We start from the raw sequence: 20211 nt of genomic DNA, 5'->3' as shown, positions 1-20211 counted from the left end.
CATGAGAATCCCTCGCCACCGGCTCACAGCCGGTCTGCTGCTCCTGCCGCTGCTCTCCGGCTGTTTCGCCTCCGCCGGTGACGGCTCCGCCGAGACCTCGGACTCCTCCGGCTCCGGGGACGGCGGGCGGCTGCGCGTGGCCCTGGCCTTCCCGCCGACGCAGAACTACTCGCCGTACGGGTACGACTCCTACAACCTGTCCCGGCTGGGGGTCGCCGAGGGGCTGACCCGCCTGGACGCCAACGGCACGGCGGTGCCCGCGCTCGCCGAGTCCTGGAGCAGTGAGAAGGGAGGCGAGAGCTGGCTGTTCACCCTCCGGGACGCGAAGTTCCAGGACGGCGAGGACGTCACCCCCGAGGCCGTCGCCTCCGCCCTCACCCACGCCGCCGCGGCGAAGCCGGCACCCACCGCGATATCCGGCGTGAAGCTGACCGCCGAGGCCGCCGGCGGGAACCGGGTGCGGGTCTCCACCGGCGAAGCCGACCCGGTGCTGCCGCTGCGGCTGACGAACCCCAGCCTCGCGGTGTTCTCCCCGAAGGCGTACGGGAGGAAGGGCACGGTGAACGCGGTCGGGACAGCCACCGGCCCCTTCGAACTCACCGAGGTCACCGGCGACCGGTCGGCCGCGCTGGACCGTTTCGACGGCTACTGGGGCGGCCGGGCCCAGGCCTCGGGCGTCGACGTCAGGTACGTCTCCGACGGTACGGCCCGCGCCAACGCCCTGCGCACCGGGGACGTCGACATCGCCGAGGCGGTCCCGGTCGCCCAGGCCGCCTCCCTGGACAAGGACACGGTCCACGAATCGGACACGGCCCGCAACACCAGCCTGTACCTCAACACCGGGTCCGGCGCCTTCACGAACGCCGGACTGCGGGCCGCCGCGCGTGCGGCCATCGACGGTGCGACCGTCGCCAAGGGTGTCTACGAGGGGTCGGCCGAACCCGCGCAGGGCATCTACGGCCCTGCCCTGTCGTGGGCCGCCGGCAAGCGCCTGAAGCCGTCCGGGCGGGCCGCGGCGACCGACCCCGACGGCAAGAGCATCACCATCGCCGGTTACAACGACCGGCCCGAACTGCCGGAGACCGCGCAGGTACTGCAACAGCAGCTGGAGAAGGCCGGATTCGAGGTGAAGCTGGAGGTGCGGACGTACGCGCGCCTCGAAGGGGATCTGCTGGACGGCAAGTTCGACGCCGCCGTCGTCGCCCGCAACATGATGACGGACACCGGCGATCCGGTGACCGTGCTCGACAGCGACTTCACCTGCGACGGTTCCTACAACCTGGCGTTCCTGTGCGACCGGGACGTCGACCGGCTCGTCGCGACCGCCCGGGGCGAGTCCGATCCCGCGAAGCGGCAGGACGCCGCCATGAAGGCGGAGGCCGCGATCCTGGGTACCGACGCGGTGATCCCGCTGGTGCACCTGAAGGCCGTCACAGGGGTCCGGGCGTCCGTGCGGGGCGCTCGACTCGACCCCTACGAGCGGGAGTTCGTCGGAATCGGGACGCGGCCCTGAACACCAAGACCTCCTTCCCGGCCGGAGTCCTCACCACCCTGCGCGTCCTCGCGCGGGGCGGTGGCCCGACGCTTGCGTGGCGGGTCGTGCTCACCGCCGCCCTGGTGGGTGCGATCGGCCTCCTGCCGTGGCTGTCGCGCACCGACCCGGCGCTGACCGTCCTCAAGGCCCGCTCCGCGGACCGCGATCCGACACCGGAGACCCTGCACGCGATCCGCGCCGAACTCGGCCTGGACGACGGACCATGGGCCCTGCTCACCCACTGGCTGGGCGGCCTGCTGCACGCGGACGCGGGCTCGTCCTGGGTGTCCGGCGCCCCGGTGCTGCCGGGTGCCGTGCAGGCACTCGGCGTGTCACTGCTGCTGATGTGCGGGGCCCTGGTGGTCGCCGCGGGCACGACCGCGGCCGTCTGCGCCCCCACCCTCCGGCTCGGCGCGCGAGGCCGTCTCGGTGCGCGTCGGCCCGGCGGAACGGCGACCGCCGTGCTGGCCTCGCTGCCCGAGTTCCTCGTCGCCTCGGTGCTGGCCTCCGTGATCGCCGTGCAGCTGGGCTGGCTCCCCGCGCTGGGCTGGTACGGGCCGCAGTGGATGGTGCTGCCCTCGCTCGCCCTCGGCCTGCCCGCCGGGGCGGTCCTCGGCCGGATGCTCGACGACCTGCTGCCCGGCGCGTTCGCGGAACCCTGGGCGATGGCGGCCGCGGCACGCGGCATCCCGCCGAGGTCGCTGGCCCGGCAGGCGGTGCGCCGCTGCGTGCCCGGACTGCTGCCCAACCTGGGGCTGTTCGTGGTGGGGCTGACCGGCGGATCGGTCGCCGTCGAGCAGATCTTCGACATCGCGGGCCTCGGCCGGCTCACCCTGCACGCCGCACTCGCCCAGGACCTGCCCGTCCTGCAGACCGGCACCCTCGCCCTCGTCCTGCTCGCGGCGGCGGCGGGGCTCCTCGCCCGGATCGCCGCCCGGCTGCTGATCGGACCGGCGCTGCGCGACGGCGCCCTGCAGTCCCTGCACCGGCCCCGGCCCCCCGCGCCCCGGGCGCTCCCGCTGCTCTACGGCGGACTGCTGGCCGCCGTGATCGTGGCCGGCCTCCCCCGCGACCCGCTCGCCCTGGACACACTCGCCCGGCTGCAAGCCCCCTCCGCGGAGCACCCCTTCGGCACGGACGCGCTCGGCCGGGACGTCCTCGCCCGGATCTCCCACGGGGCGGTGACCACCCTCGGCACCGCCCTCGCGGTGAGCGCCGCCGCCCTCCTCGCCGGGCTGCTGCTGGGGCTGCTGCCCAGGCTGTCCGGGCCGCTGGCCGACACCCTCAGTGCCGTACCGCCCGTACTGGCCGGGCTGCTCGTCACCGGCATCGCCGGGAGCGGCCCCTGGACACCCGCGCTCGCCGTGGCCGTCGTGGCCTGGTCCCCGCTCGCCGCGCACACCTCCTCCCTGCTGCTGCAGGAGCGTGCGACGACCCATCTGGTCGCCACCCGGGCGCTGGGCGCCGGCCGCTGGTACCTGCTCCGGCACGAACTGCTGCCCGCCGTCGTGCCCCCGGTCGTCCGGCACGCCCTGCTCCGGCTTCCGGGCGTCGCGCTGAGCCTCGCCGCGCTCGGCTTCCTCGGCCTGGGCGCCCAGCCGCCCTCGCCCGAGTGGGGCCTGCTGCTCGCCGAGAACCAGCCCTACGCCGAACGGGCCCCGTGGGCCGTGCTCTTCCCGGCCGCCGTGCTCGCCCTGCTCGGGGCACTCGCGGTGACGGCCGCGGGCGGTGTACGGCTGCCCCGGCGGCGCACACGGCCCGCGGGTCCGGCCGTGCCGCCCGTGGACCGGGGCGGGCCGGCCCCGCGACGGCGCCCGGAGCGCCCCGACGACCTCCTGACTCCCGTGTCCGCCTCACAGACAGACGAACGATGACAAACCCCGTTTCCAGGGTGCCGACCCGCAAGGCCGCCCGTACGACCCGCGCCGAAGGCCGCGACAGCACCTGGCGGCTGATCAGGCGACTGTCACCGCTGCTGCGGCTGCTGATCCTCACACAGCTCGCCTTCAACATCGGCTTCTACGCCGTCCTGCCGTTCCTCGCCGAGCACCTGGGCACCGCGATCGGCATGGCGGGGTGGCTGGTCGGGTTCGTGCTCGGGCTGCGAACCTTCAGCCAGCAGGGGCTGTTCGTGGTCGGCGGCTGGCTCGTCGACCGGTTCGGGGTGCGGCCGGTGGTGCTGGCCGGCTGCGCTCTGCGGATCGCGGGGTTCGCGTGGCTCGGCTTCGCGCAGACGGGCGGGGCCGTGATCGGTGCGGTGCTGGTGATCGGTTTCGCCGCGGCGCTCTTCTCCCCCGCCGTGGAGTCCGAGGTGGCCCGTCAGGCGGTCGTGTGGGAGGAGGACGGGCACGGCCCGCGCACCCGGGTCCTCGCCCTGTTCAGCGTGGCGGGCCAGGCGGGGGCGTTCGTGGGGCCGTTGCTCGGCGCGCTGCTGCTCACCGTCGACTTCCGCACCGCCTGTCTGGCCGGTGCCGGAGTCTTCGTGCTCGTCCTCGCCGGGCATCTGTGGCTGATGCCGCAGCACATCCCCGGCCGGGTCCGTGTCCGGGAGGGGGGCGGGGTCGGGGCCCTGCTGCGCAATCGCCGCTTCCTCGCCCTGTGCTGCGCCTACGGCACCTATCTGCTCGCCTACAACCAGCTGTATCTGGCCCTGCCGGACGAGGTGCAGCGCGCGGCGGGCTCCCAGGCGCCGTTGTCCTGGCTCTTCGCGCTGTCCTCCGTGCTGGTGGTGTTCACCCAGCTGCCGGTGACCCGCTGGGCGGGCGACCGGCTGGACCTGCGCCGCTCCATGACGGCGGGACTGGTGCTGATCGCGTCCGGTTTCGCGGTGGTGGCCGCGGCCCGTCCGGCCGGCTGGACGGGCACGGCCGGGCTGCTCCCTGCGGCGGGCTTCGTGATCTTGCTCACCGTGGGGCAGATGCTGGTGGTGCCCGCCGCCCGTGCCTGGGTGCCCGACCTCGCCGAGGAGGACCGGCTCGGGCTCTACATGGGCGCGCTGTCGTCCGTGTCGGGTCTGATCGTCCTGGCCGGCAGCGCGGCCACCGGCTTCCTGCTCGACCTGGGACTGCCGGCCGCCGTTCCGTGGCTGGTCCTGGCGGCCGTACCGGCTCTGGCGGTGGCCCTGTTGCCGCACCGCGAGAAGGGGCGGGGCGCGCCGGCCTGACACCCTGCCGGCCTCCCGGGGCAACCGGGCGCCGGGGCTGTCACCCCGGCGGGCGACACCCTCGCTCCGGGATTTGCGCGCCAGGACGCTCCGAGGACACCCGCGGCGGAGATCGGCGGTCATGCCGCGCCAGTATCCTGGGTCGGCTGCGGCACCCCCGACCAATCCCCGTGCACGAGCGGGGAGTTCGGCCTGCGGCGACGACCTTCCCCCTATGCGTGAGACGAGGACGAGTGCTGCTAGCGGGCCGCTACCGGCTGGATGTGGAGATCGGGCGCGGTGGAATGGGAGAGGTCTGGCGCGCGTACGACGAGACGCTCGCCAGGGCGGTGGCCCTCAAGCTGCTGCTCCCCCAGGACACCGACGCCACGGCGGCCTCCCGGTTCCGTCTGGAGGCTCAGACCGCCGGACGTCTCAACCACCCCAACGTGGTCGGTGTGCTGGACTTCGGCGAGTACGACAACCGGCTGTACCTGGTGATGGAGCTGGTCGAGGGCGACAGTCTCGCCGGGGTGCTGACCGGCTCCGGCTCGCTGCCCGCCGAGCGGGTGGCCGTGCTCGCGGCGCAGGCGTCCGCGGGGCTCGCCGCCGCGCACGCGCAGGGCATCGTGCACCGGGACGTCAAGCCCGCCAACCTGCTGCTGGACGCGGGCGGCACGCTGAAGATCGGCGACTTCGGCATCGCGCGGTTCCTCGACGACCCCGGCGCCGCGCTCACCGCCACCGGCCAGATCATCGGCACCGGCCTCTACCTCGCGCCCGAGCGGGCGCTGGGCAAACCCGCGGGGCCCGCGTCCGACATGTACTCCCTGGGCTGCGTGCTCTACCAGCTCCTCAGCGGACGTCCCCCGTTCGAGGCCGACACCGCCGTCGCCCTGCTCCACCAGCACCTCGACTCGGTTCCCGTGCCGCCGCGCGAGCTCGGTGTCGCCGGACTTCCACCGGCGTTCGAGAACTACCTCCTGGGTCTGCTGGCCAAGCAGCCCGAGGACCGCCCCACCGCACAGCAGGCCGCCGAGTGGTTCGCCCAGGGCGCCTGGCGGGGCCTGCCCGAGCCGCTGCCGGAGGTCTCCCCGCCACTGCGGGCGAACACCGCGTCCGCAGCGATGCCCGCCGGGCCGGGACCGTACGCGACCGCCGAGACCGGCAGCCCGACCACGTACGCGCTGCCCGCCACCAAGGGTCATCGCACCGCTGCCCGGGCGGCCCAGGCGGGGCGTTCGGGCCGCTCGCGCGGTCGCGGGGGCCGGGGCAACCGGTCGAAGCTGGCCGCGACGGCCGCCGCCGCGGCACTGTTCGTCGCCGCGATGCTCATCGGCATGCGCTGGTTCTCACCCGGCACGACCGCGGAGGGGACGGAACCCGACGCGTCCCCGAGTGCGAGCAGCCCGGCCGCCACGCCGTCCACCGACCCCGCCACGTCCGGCTCCTCCGGCTCCGCCGGCTCACAGGCCGACCCGGCGGCCGGCCCGGGGCCTGCCGACACGCCCGCGACCGGCACCGTGGCCGATGTCACTCCGTCCACGCCGCCCCCTTCCCCGACCCCTCCCGCGTCCGCGCCGGACGTCGCGACTCCGACGCAGGAAGCGGTCCACGGCGGCCCCGAGCAGCCGAAGCCGCAGAAGCCGCGCCAGGCCGGGCAGGACGGGGAGAGCGACGACGGCGGGGACGACGCGGGCGACGACTGACAAGGTCCGGACGTCGCGCGGCGGGGCCTTGCGCGCAGCGCGTGGACCGGCCGGGGGATGCGCCGGTGTGCGAACGGGCGCCCCCTCGCGCGCCCCTTGGGTGGCTTGTCATCGCCCTTACCCCGGCCTTATTGTCACCAGGCCTTGGTGAACGGGAAATCCGGTGTGATGCCGGTGCGGCCCTCGCCACTGTGAATCGGGAAGTCCGGCTCCGGCCCTCATGGGCAGCCACTGGGTCCTTGCGACCCGGGAAGGCGGAGACCGGGCGGTGGTACCCGTCAGCCAGGAGACCGGCCAAGGCGCGTCAACCATCCACGAGGTGCTGGAGAGGGTCTGCTGAGCCATGCACATAGCCGAGGGTTTCCTTCCTCCGGCGCACGCGGTCGCCTGGGGCGTCGCGTCGGCGCCGTTCGTCGTCCACGGAGTCCGGTCGCTCACCCGTGAAGTGCGCGAGCACCCCGAGAGCACCCTGCTCCTCGGTGCGTCCGGCGCCTTCACGTTCGTCCTGTCCGCCCTCAAGCTCCCGTCCGTCACGGGCAGTTGCTCGCACCCCACCGGCACGGGCCTGGGAGCCGTCCTGTTCCGGCCGCCCATCATGGCGGTGCTGGGCACCATCACCCTGCTGTTCCAGGCGCTGCTGCTGGCGCACGGCGGCCTGACCACGCTCGGCGCCAACGTCTTCTCCATGGCGATCGTCGGTCCCTGGGCCGGATACGCCGTCTACACACTGCTGCGGCGCTGCGGCGCGCCGCTGATGGTGGCGGTGTTCTGCGGCGCGTTCGTCGCCGACCTGTCCACCTACTGCGTCACCAGCGTGCAGCTGGCGCTCGCGTTCCCCGACCCGGGCAGCGGATTCCTGGGCGCGCTGGGCAAGTTCGGTTCCATCTTCGCCGTCACGCAGATTCCGCTCGCGGTGAGCGAGGGACTGCTGACCGTGCTCGTGATGCGGCTGCTGGTGCAGTCCAGCAAGGGCGAACTGACCCGTCTGGGCGTGCTCCTCGCCAAGAAGCAGGCGACCGGGACGGAGACCGAGGTGGCGGCCCGATGAAGCGGAACACGAAGATCAACCTCGTGCTGCTGCTCCTCGTGGCCGCGCTCGCCGTGCTGCCGTTGGCGCTCGGTCTGGGTGACCACAAGAAGGAGCCGTTCACGGGCGCCGACGCCGAGGCCGAGACGGCGATCACGGAGCTGAAGCCGGACTACGAGCCGTGGTTCTCGCCGCTGTACGAACCGCCGTCCGGTGAGATCGAGTCGGCCCTGTTCGCTCTCCAGGCGGCTCTCGGCGCCGGTGTCCTCGCCTACTACTTCGGTCTGCGCCGGGGCCGCAGGCAGGGCGAGCAGCGGGCGCTGGAGCGGGAGTCCGGCAGCGCGCTTCCCGGCGCCGCCGGGAAGTCCGCCGCGGAACGGGACTGAGCCCGGGTGCTGCCGATCGACGCGGCGGCGCACAGCAGTCGCTGGCGCCGCCGCCATCCCGTGGACAAGGCCGTGCTCGGGCTCGGCCTCACCGTGCTCGCGATCTCCCTGCCGCCCTGGCCGGGCGCGGCCCTGGTCCTCCTGACGGCCCTGGTCGTGCTGCTGGGTCCGGCCGGTGTGCCCGGGCGGCGGTTGTGGCGGGCGTACCGGGTGCCGCTGGGCTTCTGTGTGACCGGCGCGTTCACGCTGCTCGTCCAGGTGGGCGGGCCAGGGGGGTTCGTCTCGCTCGCCGCCGACGGGCCGGTGCGGGCCGGGGAGTTGCTGCTGCGGACCTCGGCGGCCTCCCTCGGGGTGCTGCTGTTCGCCTTCACGACGCCCATGTCCGACCTGCTGCCCCGGCTGGTCCGGGCCGGGGTTCCCGCGGCGGTCGTAGACGTCGCGCTCGTGACGTACCGGATGAGCTTCCTGCTGCTGGACTCCGTGCGGCGCGTCCGGGAGGCCCAGGCGGCCCGGCTCGGGCACACCGGCAGGGCCGCGGAGTGGCGGTCCCTGGCCGGGCTCGGCGCCACCGCGTTCGTCCGGGCCTTCGACCGGGCGACCCGCCTCCAGGCCGGACTCGCCGGGCGCGGCTACGACGGCACCCTGCGCGTCCTGGTGCCCGAGGCCCGGATCTCCGCCCGTTTCACGGCGGCCAGTTGCGCGCTCCTCGCCGCGCTGGCCGCCCTCACCCTCGTACTGGAAAGGCCGCTGACATGAGCGAGCCCGCCCTCGTCGCCCTGCGGGGCGCGTCCTTCGCCTACGAGGACGGCCCGGTCGTGCTCAGCGGCCTCGACTTCGAGATCCGCGAGGGCCGCGCGCTGGCGCTGCTCGGCCGCAACGGCAGCGGCAAGACCACACTGATGCGGCTGCTCTCCGGCGGGCTGAAGCCGCACGAGGGGCGGCTCACGGTAGAGGGCCGGCCGGTGGCGTACGACCGCAAGGGGCTGACCCGGCTGCGGACCACCGTGCAGCTGGTGGTGCAGGACCCGGACGACCAGTTGTTCGCGGCGTCCGTCGAGCAGGACGTGTCCTTCGGCCCGCTGAACCTCGGCCTGGACGACACGCAGGTCCGGGCGCGGGTGGCGGAGGCGCTGGCAGCCCTGGACATCACCGCCCTGGCCGACCGGCCGACCCATCTGCTCTCCTACGGCCAGCGCAAACGCACGGCCATCGCGGGCGCGGTCGCCATGCGGCCGCGTGTCCTCGTCCTGGACGAGCCGACGGCCGGGCTCGACCCCGACGGCCAGGAGCGGCTCCTCACCGCTCTCGACGGGCTCCGGGCAGCCGGCACCACGGTGGTGATGGCCACCCATGACGTCGATCTCGCCCTGCGCTGGGCAGACGACGCCGCGCTCCTCACGCCGTCCGGTGTCCGCACCGGGCCCGCGGCCACGGCGCTGGCCCGCACGGATCTCCTCCGGGAGGCGGGGCTGCGTCTGCCGTGGGGTGCCGCGGTGACGGAACTTCTGCGCTCCCAGGGGCTGCTGACGCAAACGGCGCCGGGCCCGCGCACACCGGACGAGCTCGCCGTGCTCGTGGGAGGACGGCTGGGGGCGTCCGGCGCGTGAGAGTCCCGCCGTCCCGGGGCGCCAGGGGTAGCAGGCACCGGGGCGCGGACACTCGCTCGCGTCCGCGCCCTGCCGGCGGAGGCGACCGGCCGAAACGAGCTTGTCCGGCGTCGCCGCACGGCACTACGTTGCCGGGGTGGATCTCTTCTCCCGCACCTGGGCGGCGTTGCGCGCGGCGGTGGCCGATCTCTCCGACGAGGACTTCGGGCGGCCCTCCGGCTGTACGGGCTGGCTGGTGCGGGACCTGGTGTGCCATCTGATCGTCGACGCCCAGGACGTCCTGATCACCCTCGCCACCCCCTCCGACCGGGAGCCGACCCGTGACGAGCTGACGTACTGGGACGTCTCGGACACCCCGCCGACCGGTGACGACCCGCTCGACGCGCTGACCGTCCGGCTGGCCGCCGCGTACGAGGATCCGGGCCTGCTGAAGTTCCATCTGGACGACGTGGGCTCCGCCGCCGGCCGGGCGGCCCTGCTCGCCGATCCGGCCGGCCGGGTCGGCACCCGTGACGAGATCCTCACGGTGGACGCCTTCCTCTCCACCTATGTCATGGAGTGGACGCTGCACCACCTGGATCTGATCGCTCACCTGCCGGGCGCGAAGCTGCCGCCCGCGGAAGGGCTCGCCGGGTCCCGGGAGATGCTGGAGCGGATCGCGGGGGGCCCGTTCCCGGCCGCGTTCCCCGATACGGACGCACTGCTGATCGGCACGGGCCGGCGTGCGCCGACGGGGGCGGAGCAGGCCGAGCTCGGTGACCTGGCCTCCAGGGTGCCGCTGTACCTCGGCTGACTTCTCGATCGCGAAGCCGCTGTTCGCAGGGCCGCCGTCCAGCCACTCCATCCGGGGTGGGAGCATGGCCGCCATGGACATCCGCCGCCGGAACAACGTCAACGTCATCGGCCCGGTCGACGCACCGGTGCTGCTCCTGGCCCACGGGTTCGGCTGCGACCAGAACATGTGGCGGCTGGTGGTGCCGGCGCTTGCCGAACGCTACCGGGTGGTGCTGTTCGACTACGTCGGCTCCGGCGGCTCCGACCTCGCGGCCTGGAGCGAGGAGCGGTACTCCTCGCTCCAGGGTTACGCCGCCGACGTCGTGGACGTCTGCGAGGAGCTGGACCTGCGGCAGGCGGTGTTCGTGGGGCACTCGGTCAGTGCCATGGTCGGAGTGCTGGCGGCGCAGGCGGCCCCCGAGCGGATCGGGGCACTCGTGATGGTGACCCCCTCGCCGTGCTACATCGACGACGAGGGCTACCGCGGCGGCTTCAGCACGGAGGACATCGACGAGCTCCTCGCCTCCCTGGAGGCGAACTACCTGGGCTGGTCGTCCGCGATGGCTCCGGTGATCATGGGCAACCCGGAGCGGCCGGAGCTGGGCCAGGAACTCACGAACAGTTTCTGCGCGACCGACCCCGACATCGCCCGGGTCTTCGCCCGTACGACGTTCCTCACCGACAGCCGCGAGGACCTGAAGGGCGTGTCCGTGCCGACCCTCGTGCTGGAGTGCGAGCAGGACGCCATCGCGCCCCGCGAGGTCGGCGCCTACGTGCACGCGGCGATCCCCGCCTCCCGCCTGGTCACGCTCGACGCCACCGGGCACTGCCCGCAGCTCAGCGCTCCGCAGGCCACCACCGGGGCGATCCTCGACTTCCTGGAGTCCCTGAAGTGATGTGTCGTACCGGCGGCGTACCCGAGCCCGCCGAGACGGGGGACGAGGCGAGCACCGACGCGGCCTTCTCCGCGCTGCTGGAGGACAGCTCGGAGGACCTGTACGAGTCCGCGCCCTGCGGTTACCTGTCCACGATGATGGACGGCACCATCGCCAAGATCAACAACACGCTGCTGGACTGGCTCGGCCTGGACCGTGAGGACGTGGCGGGCCGCAAGCGCTTCGCGGACCTGCTCACCGTCGGCGGGAAGCTGTACCACGAGACGCACTTCGCTCCGCTGCTGCGCATGCAGGGCGAGCTGCGCGGCATCGCCCTGGACATGCGGCGCCGAAGCGGTGGCCCGCTGCCGGTTCTGGTCTCCGCCGTGATCAAGCACGGTACCGAGGGCGAACCGTTGCTCACCCGCATCACCGTCTTCGACGCCTCGGACCGCCGCGCCTACGAGAAGGAGCTCCTGCGCCGGCGCCAGGAGGCCGAGCGGGCCCGTGCCGAGGCGGACGAGGCCCGGCGTCAGGCCGAGGCCGACCGGGCCAGGCTGGCCGACGCCCTGGCCGTCCTGCAGCGTTCCCTCGTGCCGGACTCGCTGCCGGCCGTGCCGGGCCTGGAGACGGCCGTCTACTACCACACGGCGTCCCCGGACCAGCTGGGCGGCGACTTCTACGACCTGTTCCCCGTGTCCGGCGGCCGGTGGGCGTTCTTCCTGGGCGACGTGTGCGGCAAGGGCCCCGAGGCCGCGTCCCTCACGTCGCTGACCCGCTACACCCTGCGTGCGGCCGCCCACCACGACCCTGATCCGGCCTCGGCGCTGAGCACGCTGAACGCCCTCCTGCACGAGCGGTACACCGGCGACGGCAACCCGCGGTACTGCACGTGCGTCTTCGGGACGGTCGAGCCGGGCGGCGAGCACGGCCGGACCGTGGTGCGCCTCGCCTCCGGCGGCCATCCGCCGGCGCTCGTCCTGCGGGCGACCGGCCGAGTGGAGTTCCTGCCCACCCCCGGCGGCCTGCTCATCGGCGTCGTCCCCGGCGCTCCGATCGGCACGGCCGAGACCGTCCTGGCACCCGGTGACACGCTCGTGCTGTACACCGACGGCCTCACCGAGGCCCGCCTCGGCCCCGGCCGCGACGACCTGTACGGCGAGGACGCCCTGCACGCCTTCGCCACCGAACACGCTCCCGCGTCACCGCACGAGGTGATCGCCGCCCTCACCGGGCTGCTCGAGGGCTTCGGTGACGGTCTCGACGACGACACCGCCCTGCTCGCCCTCGGCGTTCCCGCCGCCCCTTCCGTCACAGCCCCGGCAACGAGTCACACCTCATGAACGCGCTCACCATCAGACAGCTCGACACCGCCACCGGACCCGTTCTCCACGTGGCCGGCGACCTGGACTTCGACCAGGCCCCCGTCCTGCGCAGTCGGATCGACCGGCTGACCCTGTTGCCGGGTCAGTGCCTGGTCCTCGACCTGTCGGGCCTGGCGTTCTGCGACTCCTCGGGCATCACCGCCCTGCTCGCCGCCCGCCAGCACGCCCTGGCCGCCGACGCCGACATCGCCCTGGCCGCCGTACCGGCGAACCTGATGCGCGTCCTCACCCTGGTCGGCCTCGACCAGGTTTTCACACTGCGCCCGGACTCCAGCGCCGCGTCATGACCCGGCCCGGACGAAGACCGGTTTCAGGTGCTTGTCCGGCAGCGCGGCCGGCAGGTCCTCCCGGTCGATGACGTGGGAGACGACCTTCCCGGGTGAGACCGTGCCGAGGCGGCGAGTGCGAGGGCGTCGGGGATGTGGGCCCGCACGCTGTCGCGGGCGACGCGCAGGGTGACTCCGGTGAGGTACATGTCGAGCAGGGGCAGTTCGCCGGGGCGGAAGTGGTTGCCCGCGCTCTCGCAGATCCCCTCGGGTGTCAGGCACTTGAGGGCCAGTGCGAGCTGGTCGACGCGGCCGGTCGCCTCGACGGCGATGTCGTGGCTCCGCGGCAGGTGTTCCAGGGTTTCGGCCGTGGTGGCACCGAAGTCATGGGCAAGGGCGCGGTGTTCCGGGTCGGGATCGACCTAGAGCACCTCGGAGGCGCCGAGCGCGCGGGCGATGTCGCAGACGTAGAGGCCGATGCTGCCGCGGGCGACGACCAGGACCCTCGCTCCGGGGCGGGCCGTCAGGTGCGGGGCGACCAGGCGCCAGGCCAGGGACCAGTTGTCACTGGCGGAGGCCAGGGCCACCGGGTCGAGGCCGTTGGGGAGAGGCACCAGCATGGCGTCGGCGTAGGGCACCCGGACCAGGTCGGAGAAGAGACCGCCCCAGCTGCCGCCGATCGGCGCGCCGTACATCGCCATGTACGGGACCGTGGTGCAGTGCGCGGTGAAACCGGCCCGGCAGCGGTCACAGGTGCCGCAGTTGACGGACCAGGGGACGACGACCAGGTCGCCGGGGGCCACGGTGGCGACGGCGTCACCGGTGTCGACGACCCGGGCGACGCACTCGTGGCCGAGGGCGAAAGGCGGCTCGATGAAACCGAGCCCGGCCAGGATGGCGGAGTCCACGTCACAGGGGGTGGCGGCGACGGGTGCCACGATCGCCTCGCCGTCGGACCGCAGCTTCGGGTCGGGCACCTCGCGCCACTCGACGGTGCGCCGGGCGACGTAGGTCAGTTCACGCACCGGTCCGCTGTCCCTTCGCGAGAGCCACGAGGTCGGCGTGGCGAACGACGGCGCCGCCGGCCCCCCAGGTGCCGTCGGGCTGCTCGTGCACCAGGACCCACACGCGCAGGGCGTCGTCCGGGGTGAGCCCGGCGGCGGACAGGACGGTCCGGGTCGCCTCCTCGACCAGTCCGGCCTTGCGGCGCTCGGACAGGGCTCGCTGCGGGACGGTGACCTCCACCAGGAAGCGCGGGGCGTCGTCCTCGGCGGTCGTCCGGGCGCCTTCGGGCAGTTCGACGAGGTGGCTCCACGCCTGGGCGCGGAAGAACGCCGTGTCGGGTGCACTCTCCCAGCGCAGCAGTGTCGCGGCGAGATCGCGCTGGACGCGGCCGCGGCCCTCCTCGGTCAGGGCACCAGCGGGGGCGGTGAGCCGGATCATCGGCATGGGCCATGTGCCGCGCCAAGCGCAGTACGCAGCCCCTGGACCGCACGGCCGCTCAGCTCGAGGCGCTCATCGCCGGCGCGATCCGGGACTGACCACCTCCGCCCGTACACTGCCGGTCACTCGACCGCTGAGGCCCGACTCCCCCGCGCGCACGCCGGCCCCACCTGAGGGACCGCTCAGCGGCGCACGCCACCGCCCCGCCCCGAATCCGCCCGCCGTGCCCCATGGCGCTCCCCGCACACCACCCCCCGGCCGGAAAACGCTTGGACGCCGCGGCAAGCATCGCGGGACACTTCCGGACTCGACCCGAAACCTCACACATCCGTTGCGGCGATGGCCCCTGCCCGCACGCGCGGCGTGGCGGGCGGCCACAGAACGACACAGGGGTGGGATGGAAACGCCGGAAACACACAGGGTATTACCGGGCAAGCGCTCGGTGCTTCTCGCACTTCGCTACTACGGGCGGGAGTTGTCCCGGCTGCGCCGGTGGACGGCACCCACGATGCTGCTCTCGGCGCTGGGCAACACCGGAATCAACTACGTCGCGCCGCTGATCATCGCCAAGCTCGTCGCGGACATCGCCGGGAACAAGGACGTCACGGTCGGCTCGACCCTGCCGTACGTGCTCGGCTTCGCCGCTGTCCTGCTGCTCGCCGAGGCACTGTGGCGGGTCGCCCTGCACTGCCTCACCCGTCTCGACGCCCTGGGCATCGAGCACCTGTACGTGATCGGGATGGACGAACTGTTCGCCAAGGACGCCGCGTTCTTCCACGACAACTTCGCCGGTTCACTGACCAAACGGGTCCTCAGCTTCGCCTCCCGGTTCGAGCAGTTCGTCGACACGCTGACCTTCCAGGTCGTGGGGAGCTTCGTCCCGCTCGCGTTCGGGGCGGTGGTGCTGTGGCGCTACGAACCGCTGCTCGTCGTCGGTCTGCTGGTGATGATCGCACTGACGGCGGTGTTCGTCGTGCCGCTCGTCCGGCGCCGGCAGGCGCTCGTGGACCAGCGTGAGGAGGCGATCGCCCGGGTGTCGGGTCATGTCGCCGACAGCCTGATGAACATGGACACGGTGCGGGCGTTCGCCGCGGAGCGGCGCGAGGCCGCCGAGCACCGCTCCCGGGTCGCGACGTCCCGCCGGCTCACCATGCGGTCCTGGGACTACGGCAACCTGCGCATCGACACGGTGGTCGCGCCGATGTCCGTGCTGACCAACGCGATGGGCCTGCTCCTGGCGGTGACGCTGTGCGGCGGCACGCACGGGGTGGAGGCGGTCGTGGTCGCCTTCGCCTACTACAACAACGCGACGCGGATCATGTTCGAGTTCAACCAGATATACCGCCGGCTGGAGGGCTCCATGACGGAGGCCGCGCAGTTCACCGAGCTGCTGCTGACGCCGCCGACCGTGCTCGACCCGCCGGACCCGGAGCCGCTGCGGTCCCGGGCCGCCGACGTCCGCTTCGAGAAGGTGACATTCGCCCACCGGGGCGCCCGGCCGCTGTTCGAGGGACTCGACCTGGCCGTGCCGAGCGGGTCGAAGATCGGCCTCGTGGGCCGGTCCGGCGGCGGAAAGACCTCGCTCACCCGGCTGCTGCTGCGGATGACCGACATCGACGGCGGCCGCATCCTGGTCGGCGGCCAGGACATCAGCCGGGTGCGCCAGGCCGATCTGCGCGGGCGGATCGCCTACGTGCCGCAGGACCCGGCGATGTTCCACCGCAGCCTGCGGGACAACATCGCCTTCGCCCGGCCGGACGCCACCGACGCCGAGATCCTCCGGGCGGCCGAGGCGGCCCATGTCACGGAGTTCGCCGACGCGTTGCCCGACGGCTTCGACACCATGGTGGGCGAGCGGGGCGTCAAGCTGTCCGGCGGGCAGCGCCAGCGGGTCGCTCTCGCGCGGGCGATCCTGCGGGACGCGCCGATCCTGCTGCTCGACGAGGCGACCAGCGCCCTGGACTCCGAGAGCGAACTGCTGGTCCAGGAGGCGCTGTGGCGGCTCATGGACGGGCGTACCGCCCTGGTGGTGGCGCACCGGCTGAGCACGGTCGCCGGCATGGACCAGCTCGTCGTCCTCGACCGCGGCCGGATCGTCGAACAGGGCACCCACCAGGAGTTGCTCGCGATCGACGGTGCCTACGCGAAGCTGTGGCAGCACCAGTCGGGCGGGTTCCTCGACGACACCTCCGGGCGGGCCGAGGCGCCATAGCGCCGCTCGGCTCACTGGCGTCCGAGAGCCCGTGCCCGTGCCGCCAGGGCCTCCAGCAGGAGGTCCACCGCCTGCTCGAAGGAGCTGTCCGCCATGGCGGGCAGCTCCGGGCGTACCGCGGTCAGGGACGGGTACGTCGCCGGATCGAGGCCCTGGTAGACGTCGCGCCACGCCCGGTGGTCGGCCTCGCGCCGGTGCGGGGCGAGCGCGTGGAAGGCCGCCTCCGTGGCGGCGTGGCTGAGCACGGTGTCGATGAAGGCCAGGTAGAGCCGTGCGGCGTCGGCCGGCGGGAAGCCTGCGGTGAGCAGCAGGCCGATCCCGGTCTCGACGGCACGGATCTCGTTCCGGCGCCGGGTCACGCGGTGGGCCGCCATGGCGGCCGCCCGCGGATGGGCGAGGTATCCCGCACGGACCCTGAGGGCCATCTCGCGCAGCGAGGCCACCCAGTCGTCCCCCGGGACGAAGCCGGCCATGGCGTCGCCGATGATCCGGTCGGCGATGGCGAGCACCAGGTCGTCCGTGCCGTGGAAGTACCGGTACAGCGCGGTCGGGTCGCAGCCCAGGGCCGCGCCGAGCCGGCGCACGCTCAGCGCCTCGGGTCCGTGCTCGCCGATGAGCCGCAACGCGGTCTGCACGATCAGGTCCTCCGACAGCAGGACTCCCGAACGGGTGGGTCTGCGCCGTCTTCGTTCCCGCGGGACACGGGTGGTCATGACGTGGACTCCTCTCCGCGTGCGCCGGCGGTTCCTCGCGTACGCAGTGAACGGCCCCCGCCGCCTTACGTCAACAGGGTTGACCCAATGCGGCCCTCGGCTGTTCCATCACATTCCCGCGCGGCTCTTCCCACTCCGTCCCCCGAGGAGCCCTTCATGTCGTCCGCACCGCCCTCGTCCCGCCCCGCGCTGCGCCGTTCCCTCGGCGTGGTCGACGGCGTCGCCATCGCCGCGTCCAGCACCGCGGCCACCACCAGCATCGCCATCGGCATGGGCACGATCGCCACGATCGTGGGCCTGCAGGCCCCCGCACTCCTGCTGCTGGCCTTCCTGCCGGTGCTGGGCATCGCCCTCGCCTACGCCCGGCTCAACCGCTCCGAACCCAACTGCGGCAACGGCTACACCTGGGTCGGCAGATCCCTCGGCCCCTGGCCCGGCTTCCTGACCGGCTGGGTCACGCTGGTCGGCTCGGTCATCTTCTGCGCCTACACCAGCGCCATCATGGGCTCGGTCGTGCTGGCCTTCGCCAACAAGGCCGGTCTGCGCAGTCTGGCCGGCATCGCCCTCGACCCGACGTCCACGGGCGTCTGCACGGCGGTCGGGCTGGTGATCCTGCTCGCCCTCACCGTCCTGGCCGTCACCGGAGTCCGGGGCGCGACCCGGTTCCAGTTCGCCCTGCTGGTGTTCGAGTACGCGGTGCTGCTCGGCTTCTGCGGCTGGGCCCTGATCACCGGCGACCACGCGGTGTCGCTGTCCTGGTTCAACCCGTTCGAGATCTCCAGCGGCACCCACTTCGCCCAGGGCATGGTCCTGGCGGTGTTCTTCTTCTGGGGCTGGGACGCGGCGTTCAGTGTCAACGAGGAGACCAGGGACCCGGGCGATTCGGCCCGCGGCGGACTCATCGCCCTGTTCGCGATGCTCGGCCTGTTCCTCTTCGCCTCGGTCGCCTTCCAGCGGGAGATGAGCCTGGCCGAGCTCGTCCGCAACGGCCCGCAGGCCCTGCCCTACCTCGGGGAGAAGCTGGCGGCCGAGCCGTGGGCGACGCTGCCCCTGGTCGCCCTGATGTTCTCCGCCGTCGCCTCCGTGCAGGCCACGCTGATCCCCACCGCGCGCGGCCTGCTCGCCATGGGCCGCGACCGCACCATGGGCCCGCTGTGGACCCGGGTCCACCCGCGCTGGGGCACACCCGCCGCGGGAACGGCCGTCGTGATGTCCGTCGCCGCGGTGGCAAGACCTCGCTGGCGGTCCGGCTGGCCGAGGAGCCGTCGTCTCCCTGTCCCGACGGGGCGTTCCTGGTGGACATGCGGGGACTGGACGAGCGGCCGCTGTCCGCGGAGCAGGCCGTGGCCGGGCTGCTGGGCTCGTGGGGTGTGGAGGACGCCGAGCTGGCCCGGCTGACCGCCGATGAGCGTCTGGCCCGCTTCCACCATGTCGCCGCAGGGCTCCGCGCGGTCCTGGTCCTGGACAACGCGGGCAGTGAGGCGCAGGTCAGACCGCTGCTGCCACGTGCGGGGCGGCTGCTCGTGGTGGTGACGAGCCGACGCGCGCTCGCCGGACTGGAGGGCGTACGACGGGTCACGCTCGGGGCGCTGAGCCGGCGGGAGTCCGCCGCCCTGCTGCGTGCCGTCGTGGGTGCCGGACGGGTGGACGCCGAGCCGGGGGCCGTGGACGTCGTGACCGAGCTGTGCGGGCATCTGCCGCTGGCGCTGCGGGTGGCCGCGAACTGGGCCGCCACGCGCACCGACTGGAGCCTCGAGCGGCTCGCCGGCCGGCTCGCGGACGAGGACCGCAGGCTCGACGCGCTCAGCGCGGGCGACCTGAAGGTCAACTCCGCCTTCGCGTTGTCCTGCTCCCGTCTCGCCCCCGAGGCCGCCCGGATGTTCCGGTTGCTGTCGCTGCTGCCGGCCGGTGACTTCAGCCCCGCCCCGGCCGCCGTGCTCGCGGGCGTGCCGCTGCCCGACACCGAGGATCTCCTGGAGGAACTCCTGGAGGCCGGACTGCTCATGACGTCCCGTCAGGGCCGTTACCGCCTGCACGACCTGCTGCGCCTGTACGCGGCCGCCCGTCGCCGCTCGGAGGACGGGCAGGAGAGGTCGCTCGCGGCGCGGTCCCGGCTGCGGCACTGGCTGCTGGACACGGCCGTCCTCGCCGGCCGCTGGTACGAGCCGGACTACGGGATGCCGCCCGCGGATCCCGGCCGGCTGGTCGCCCTGGAGGACCGTGAGCAGGCGGCGCGCTGGATCAGGGCCGAGGGGGACTCCTGGCTGGCCGCGTACCGCGAGGCCGCGGCGCACGGCGAGCACGCGCGGGTGGTCGAGGTCGCGGAGGCCATGCACTGGTTCTCCGACCACTGGGTGTCCTGGGGGCACTGGGTCGAGGTCTACGAGCGGGCCGCCACGGCCGGGGCGGCCCTCGGGGACGCCGCGCTGGAGGCGACCCACCGCAACTACCTCGCCTGGGCCTACTGGGCCTGCGCACGCCGGCACGAGGAGGCGGTGGAGGCGGCCACGAGCGCGTTGCGTCTCGCCCGGGCGGCCGGGGACGTCCGCCAGCACGCGTGGGCCCACGCCTATCTCGGCTGGCTGTGGGACGCCGCCGACGATCTGTCGCTCGCGGCCGACCACTATCTGCGCGCCGCGGAACTGTTCTCGGCCGCGGACGACGTCAACGGCTACCTCCAGGTCTCCTGCGGGATGATCCGGGTGCTGCGTGGCGCGGGACGCGCGGGGGCGGCCGTGGAGACCTGCGCCGGCATCATGGACACGCTGGCGGATCCCCGCCACCGGGACCGGATTCCGCCCAACGTGAGGGAGTTCACCGTCCTGACGGCCCTCTACGCGGTGTCCTTCGTCCATCTCGACGAGGAGCGGTGGAAGGAGGCCGTCGAGGCGCTGCGGGCGATCCGCGGACAGTTCGACTCCCGCGGATGGCACAAGCAGGCCGGCAAGGTCCACCTGCATCTGGCTCACGCGCTGGCCCGTCTCGGTGAGCGGGAGGAAGCCGCCGCCGAGTACCGTGCCGTGCTCGCGATGGAGGGCGACGCTCCCGCGGACGTGCGGGACGAGGCGTTCGCGGGGCTGGCCGCACTGGCCGCGGGCCGGCCCGCGCCGCTCACCCGGTTCACGCAGTGACGGGCCT

The 20211-nt window shown here is 73.4% G+C and carries 17 protein-coding genes, 1 pseudogene and 1 riboswitch; of the genes and pseudogenes, 15 read left to right on the top strand and 3 right to left on the bottom strand.

Annotated features, from left to right (window positions below; genetic code table 11):
* Nucleotide 1 precedes the first annotated feature (1 nt).
* From ACFCXS_RS21035 to ACFCXS_RS20980, 12 genes are all read left to right on the top strand, one after another.
* On the top strand, nt 2-1513 hold the full coding sequence (locus tag ACFCXS_RS21035; RefSeq protein ID WP_376644864.1) for an ABC transporter substrate-binding protein: 1512 nt from the start codon (nt 2-4) through the stop codon (nt 1511-1513).
* An 86-nt stretch (nt 1514-1599) separates the two neighbouring features.
* Nucleotides 1600-3408, top strand: coding sequence for an ABC transporter permease subunit (locus tag ACFCXS_RS21030; RefSeq protein WP_376644863.1), 1809 nt, complete (start codon nt 1600-1602; stop codon nt 3406-3408).
* Nucleotides 3405-4697, top strand: a complete 1293-nt coding sequence (locus ACFCXS_RS21025; protein ID WP_376644862.1) for an MDR family MFS transporter — start codon at nt 3405-3407, stop codon at nt 4695-4697. The genes ACFCXS_RS21030 and ACFCXS_RS21025 overlap by 4 nt, the downstream gene beginning before the upstream one ends.
* A gap of 233 nt (nt 4698-4930) precedes the next feature.
* Nucleotides 4931-6385, top strand: coding sequence for a serine/threonine-protein kinase (locus tag ACFCXS_RS21020; RefSeq protein WP_376644996.1), 1455 nt, complete (start codon nt 4931-4933; stop codon nt 6383-6385).
* Nucleotides 6386-6513: 128 nt separating this feature from the next.
* Nucleotides 6514-6699: riboswitch (cobalamin riboswitch) on the top strand.
* A gap of 29 nt (nt 6700-6728) precedes the next feature.
* On the top strand, nt 6729-7433 hold the full coding sequence (locus ACFCXS_RS21015) for an energy-coupling factor ABC transporter permease (protein ID WP_376644861.1): 705 nt from the start codon (nt 6729-6731) through the stop codon (nt 7431-7433).
* Nucleotides 7430-7798: an energy-coupling factor ABC transporter substrate-binding protein gene (locus ACFCXS_RS21010; RefSeq protein ID WP_376644860.1), complete on the top strand. Its 369-nt coding sequence runs from the start codon at nt 7430-7432 to the stop codon at nt 7796-7798. Before ACFCXS_RS21015 ends, ACFCXS_RS21010 begins: the two co-directional genes overlap by 4 nt.
* Before the next feature lie 6 nt (nt 7799-7804).
* Nucleotides 7805-8554: a cobalt ECF transporter T component CbiQ gene (cbiQ, locus tag ACFCXS_RS21005; protein WP_376644859.1), complete on the top strand. Its 750-nt coding sequence runs from the start codon at nt 7805-7807 to the stop codon at nt 8552-8554.
* On the top strand, nt 8551-9405 hold the full coding sequence (locus tag ACFCXS_RS21000) for an energy-coupling factor ABC transporter ATP-binding protein (protein ID WP_376644858.1): 855 nt from the start codon (nt 8551-8553) through the stop codon (nt 9403-9405). The genes cbiQ and ACFCXS_RS21000 overlap by 4 nt, the downstream gene beginning before the upstream one ends.
* A gap of 136 nt (nt 9406-9541) precedes the next feature.
* A complete protein-coding gene (locus ACFCXS_RS20995; RefSeq protein ID WP_376644857.1) occupies nt 9542-10198 on the top strand; it encodes a maleylpyruvate isomerase N-terminal domain-containing protein in 657 nt (218 codons plus the stop codon).
* Between the two features lie 73 nt (nt 10199-10271).
* Complete coding sequence (locus tag ACFCXS_RS20990) at nt 10272-11075, top strand: alpha/beta hydrolase (protein WP_362244612.1); 804 nt, start codon at nt 10272-10274, stop codon at nt 11073-11075.
* Complete coding sequence (locus ACFCXS_RS20985) at nt 11075-12397, top strand: PP2C family protein-serine/threonine phosphatase (RefSeq protein ID WP_376644856.1); 1323 nt, start codon at nt 11075-11077, stop codon at nt 12395-12397. Before ACFCXS_RS20990 ends, ACFCXS_RS20985 begins: the two co-directional genes overlap by 1 nt.
* Nucleotides 12394-12726 carry an STAS domain-containing protein gene (locus ACFCXS_RS20980; protein WP_376644855.1) on the top strand — a complete coding sequence of 111 codons (333 nt, stop codon included), beginning with the start codon at nt 12394-12396 and terminating at the stop codon, nt 12724-12726. Before ACFCXS_RS20985 ends, ACFCXS_RS20980 begins: the two co-directional genes overlap by 4 nt.
* On the opposite strand, the pseudogene ACFCXS_RS20975 reads toward ACFCXS_RS20980, so the two are convergent.
* Both ACFCXS_RS20975 and ACFCXS_RS20970 read right to left on the bottom strand, forming a co-directional pair.
* Nucleotides 12721-13730 (bottom strand): annotated as a pseudogene (locus ACFCXS_RS20975) (zinc-binding dehydrogenase). The gene ACFCXS_RS20980 and the pseudogene ACFCXS_RS20975 overlap by 6 nt on opposite strands.
* Entirely contained in the window at nt 13723-14154 is a 432-nt protein-coding gene (locus ACFCXS_RS20970; RefSeq protein ID WP_376644854.1) for a 4-oxalocrotonate tautomerase family protein, read from the bottom strand. The pseudogene ACFCXS_RS20975 and the gene ACFCXS_RS20970 overlap by 8 nt, the downstream one beginning before the upstream one ends.
* 391 nt (nt 14155-14545) lie before the next feature.
* Between ACFCXS_RS20970 and ACFCXS_RS20965 the strand changes: the two genes are divergently transcribed.
* On the top strand, nt 14546-16360 hold the full coding sequence (locus tag ACFCXS_RS20965) for an ABC transporter ATP-binding protein (RefSeq protein ID WP_376644853.1): 1815 nt from the start codon (nt 14546-14548) through the stop codon (nt 16358-16360).
* A gap of 11 nt (nt 16361-16371) precedes the next feature.
* Here the strand turns inward: ACFCXS_RS20965 and ACFCXS_RS20960 are convergent, their stop codons facing one another.
* On the bottom strand, nt 16372-17073 hold the full coding sequence (locus ACFCXS_RS20960; RefSeq protein WP_376644852.1) for a TetR/AcrR family transcriptional regulator: 702 nt from the start codon (nt 17071-17073) through the stop codon (nt 16372-16374).
* A 156-nt stretch (nt 17074-17229) separates the two neighbouring features.
* Between ACFCXS_RS20960 and ACFCXS_RS20955 the strand changes: the two genes are divergently transcribed.
* Nucleotides 17230-18471, top strand: coding sequence for an APC family permease (locus ACFCXS_RS20955; RefSeq protein WP_376644851.1), 1242 nt, complete (start codon nt 17230-17232; stop codon nt 18469-18471).
* A complete protein-coding gene (locus ACFCXS_RS20950; RefSeq protein WP_376644850.1) occupies nt 18375-20204 on the top strand; it encodes a transcriptional regulator in 1830 nt (609 codons plus the stop codon). The genes ACFCXS_RS20955 and ACFCXS_RS20950 overlap by 97 nt, the downstream gene beginning before the upstream one ends.
* The last annotated feature ends 7 nt before the right edge of the window (nt 20205-20211 follow it).

Source organism: Streptomyces sp. NPDC056373, from assembly GCF_042262425.1.
Classification (GTDB): domain Bacteria; phylum Actinomycetota; class Actinomycetes; order Streptomycetales; family Streptomycetaceae; genus Streptomyces.
This window is presented reverse-complemented; position numbering and strand designations above follow the sequence as displayed.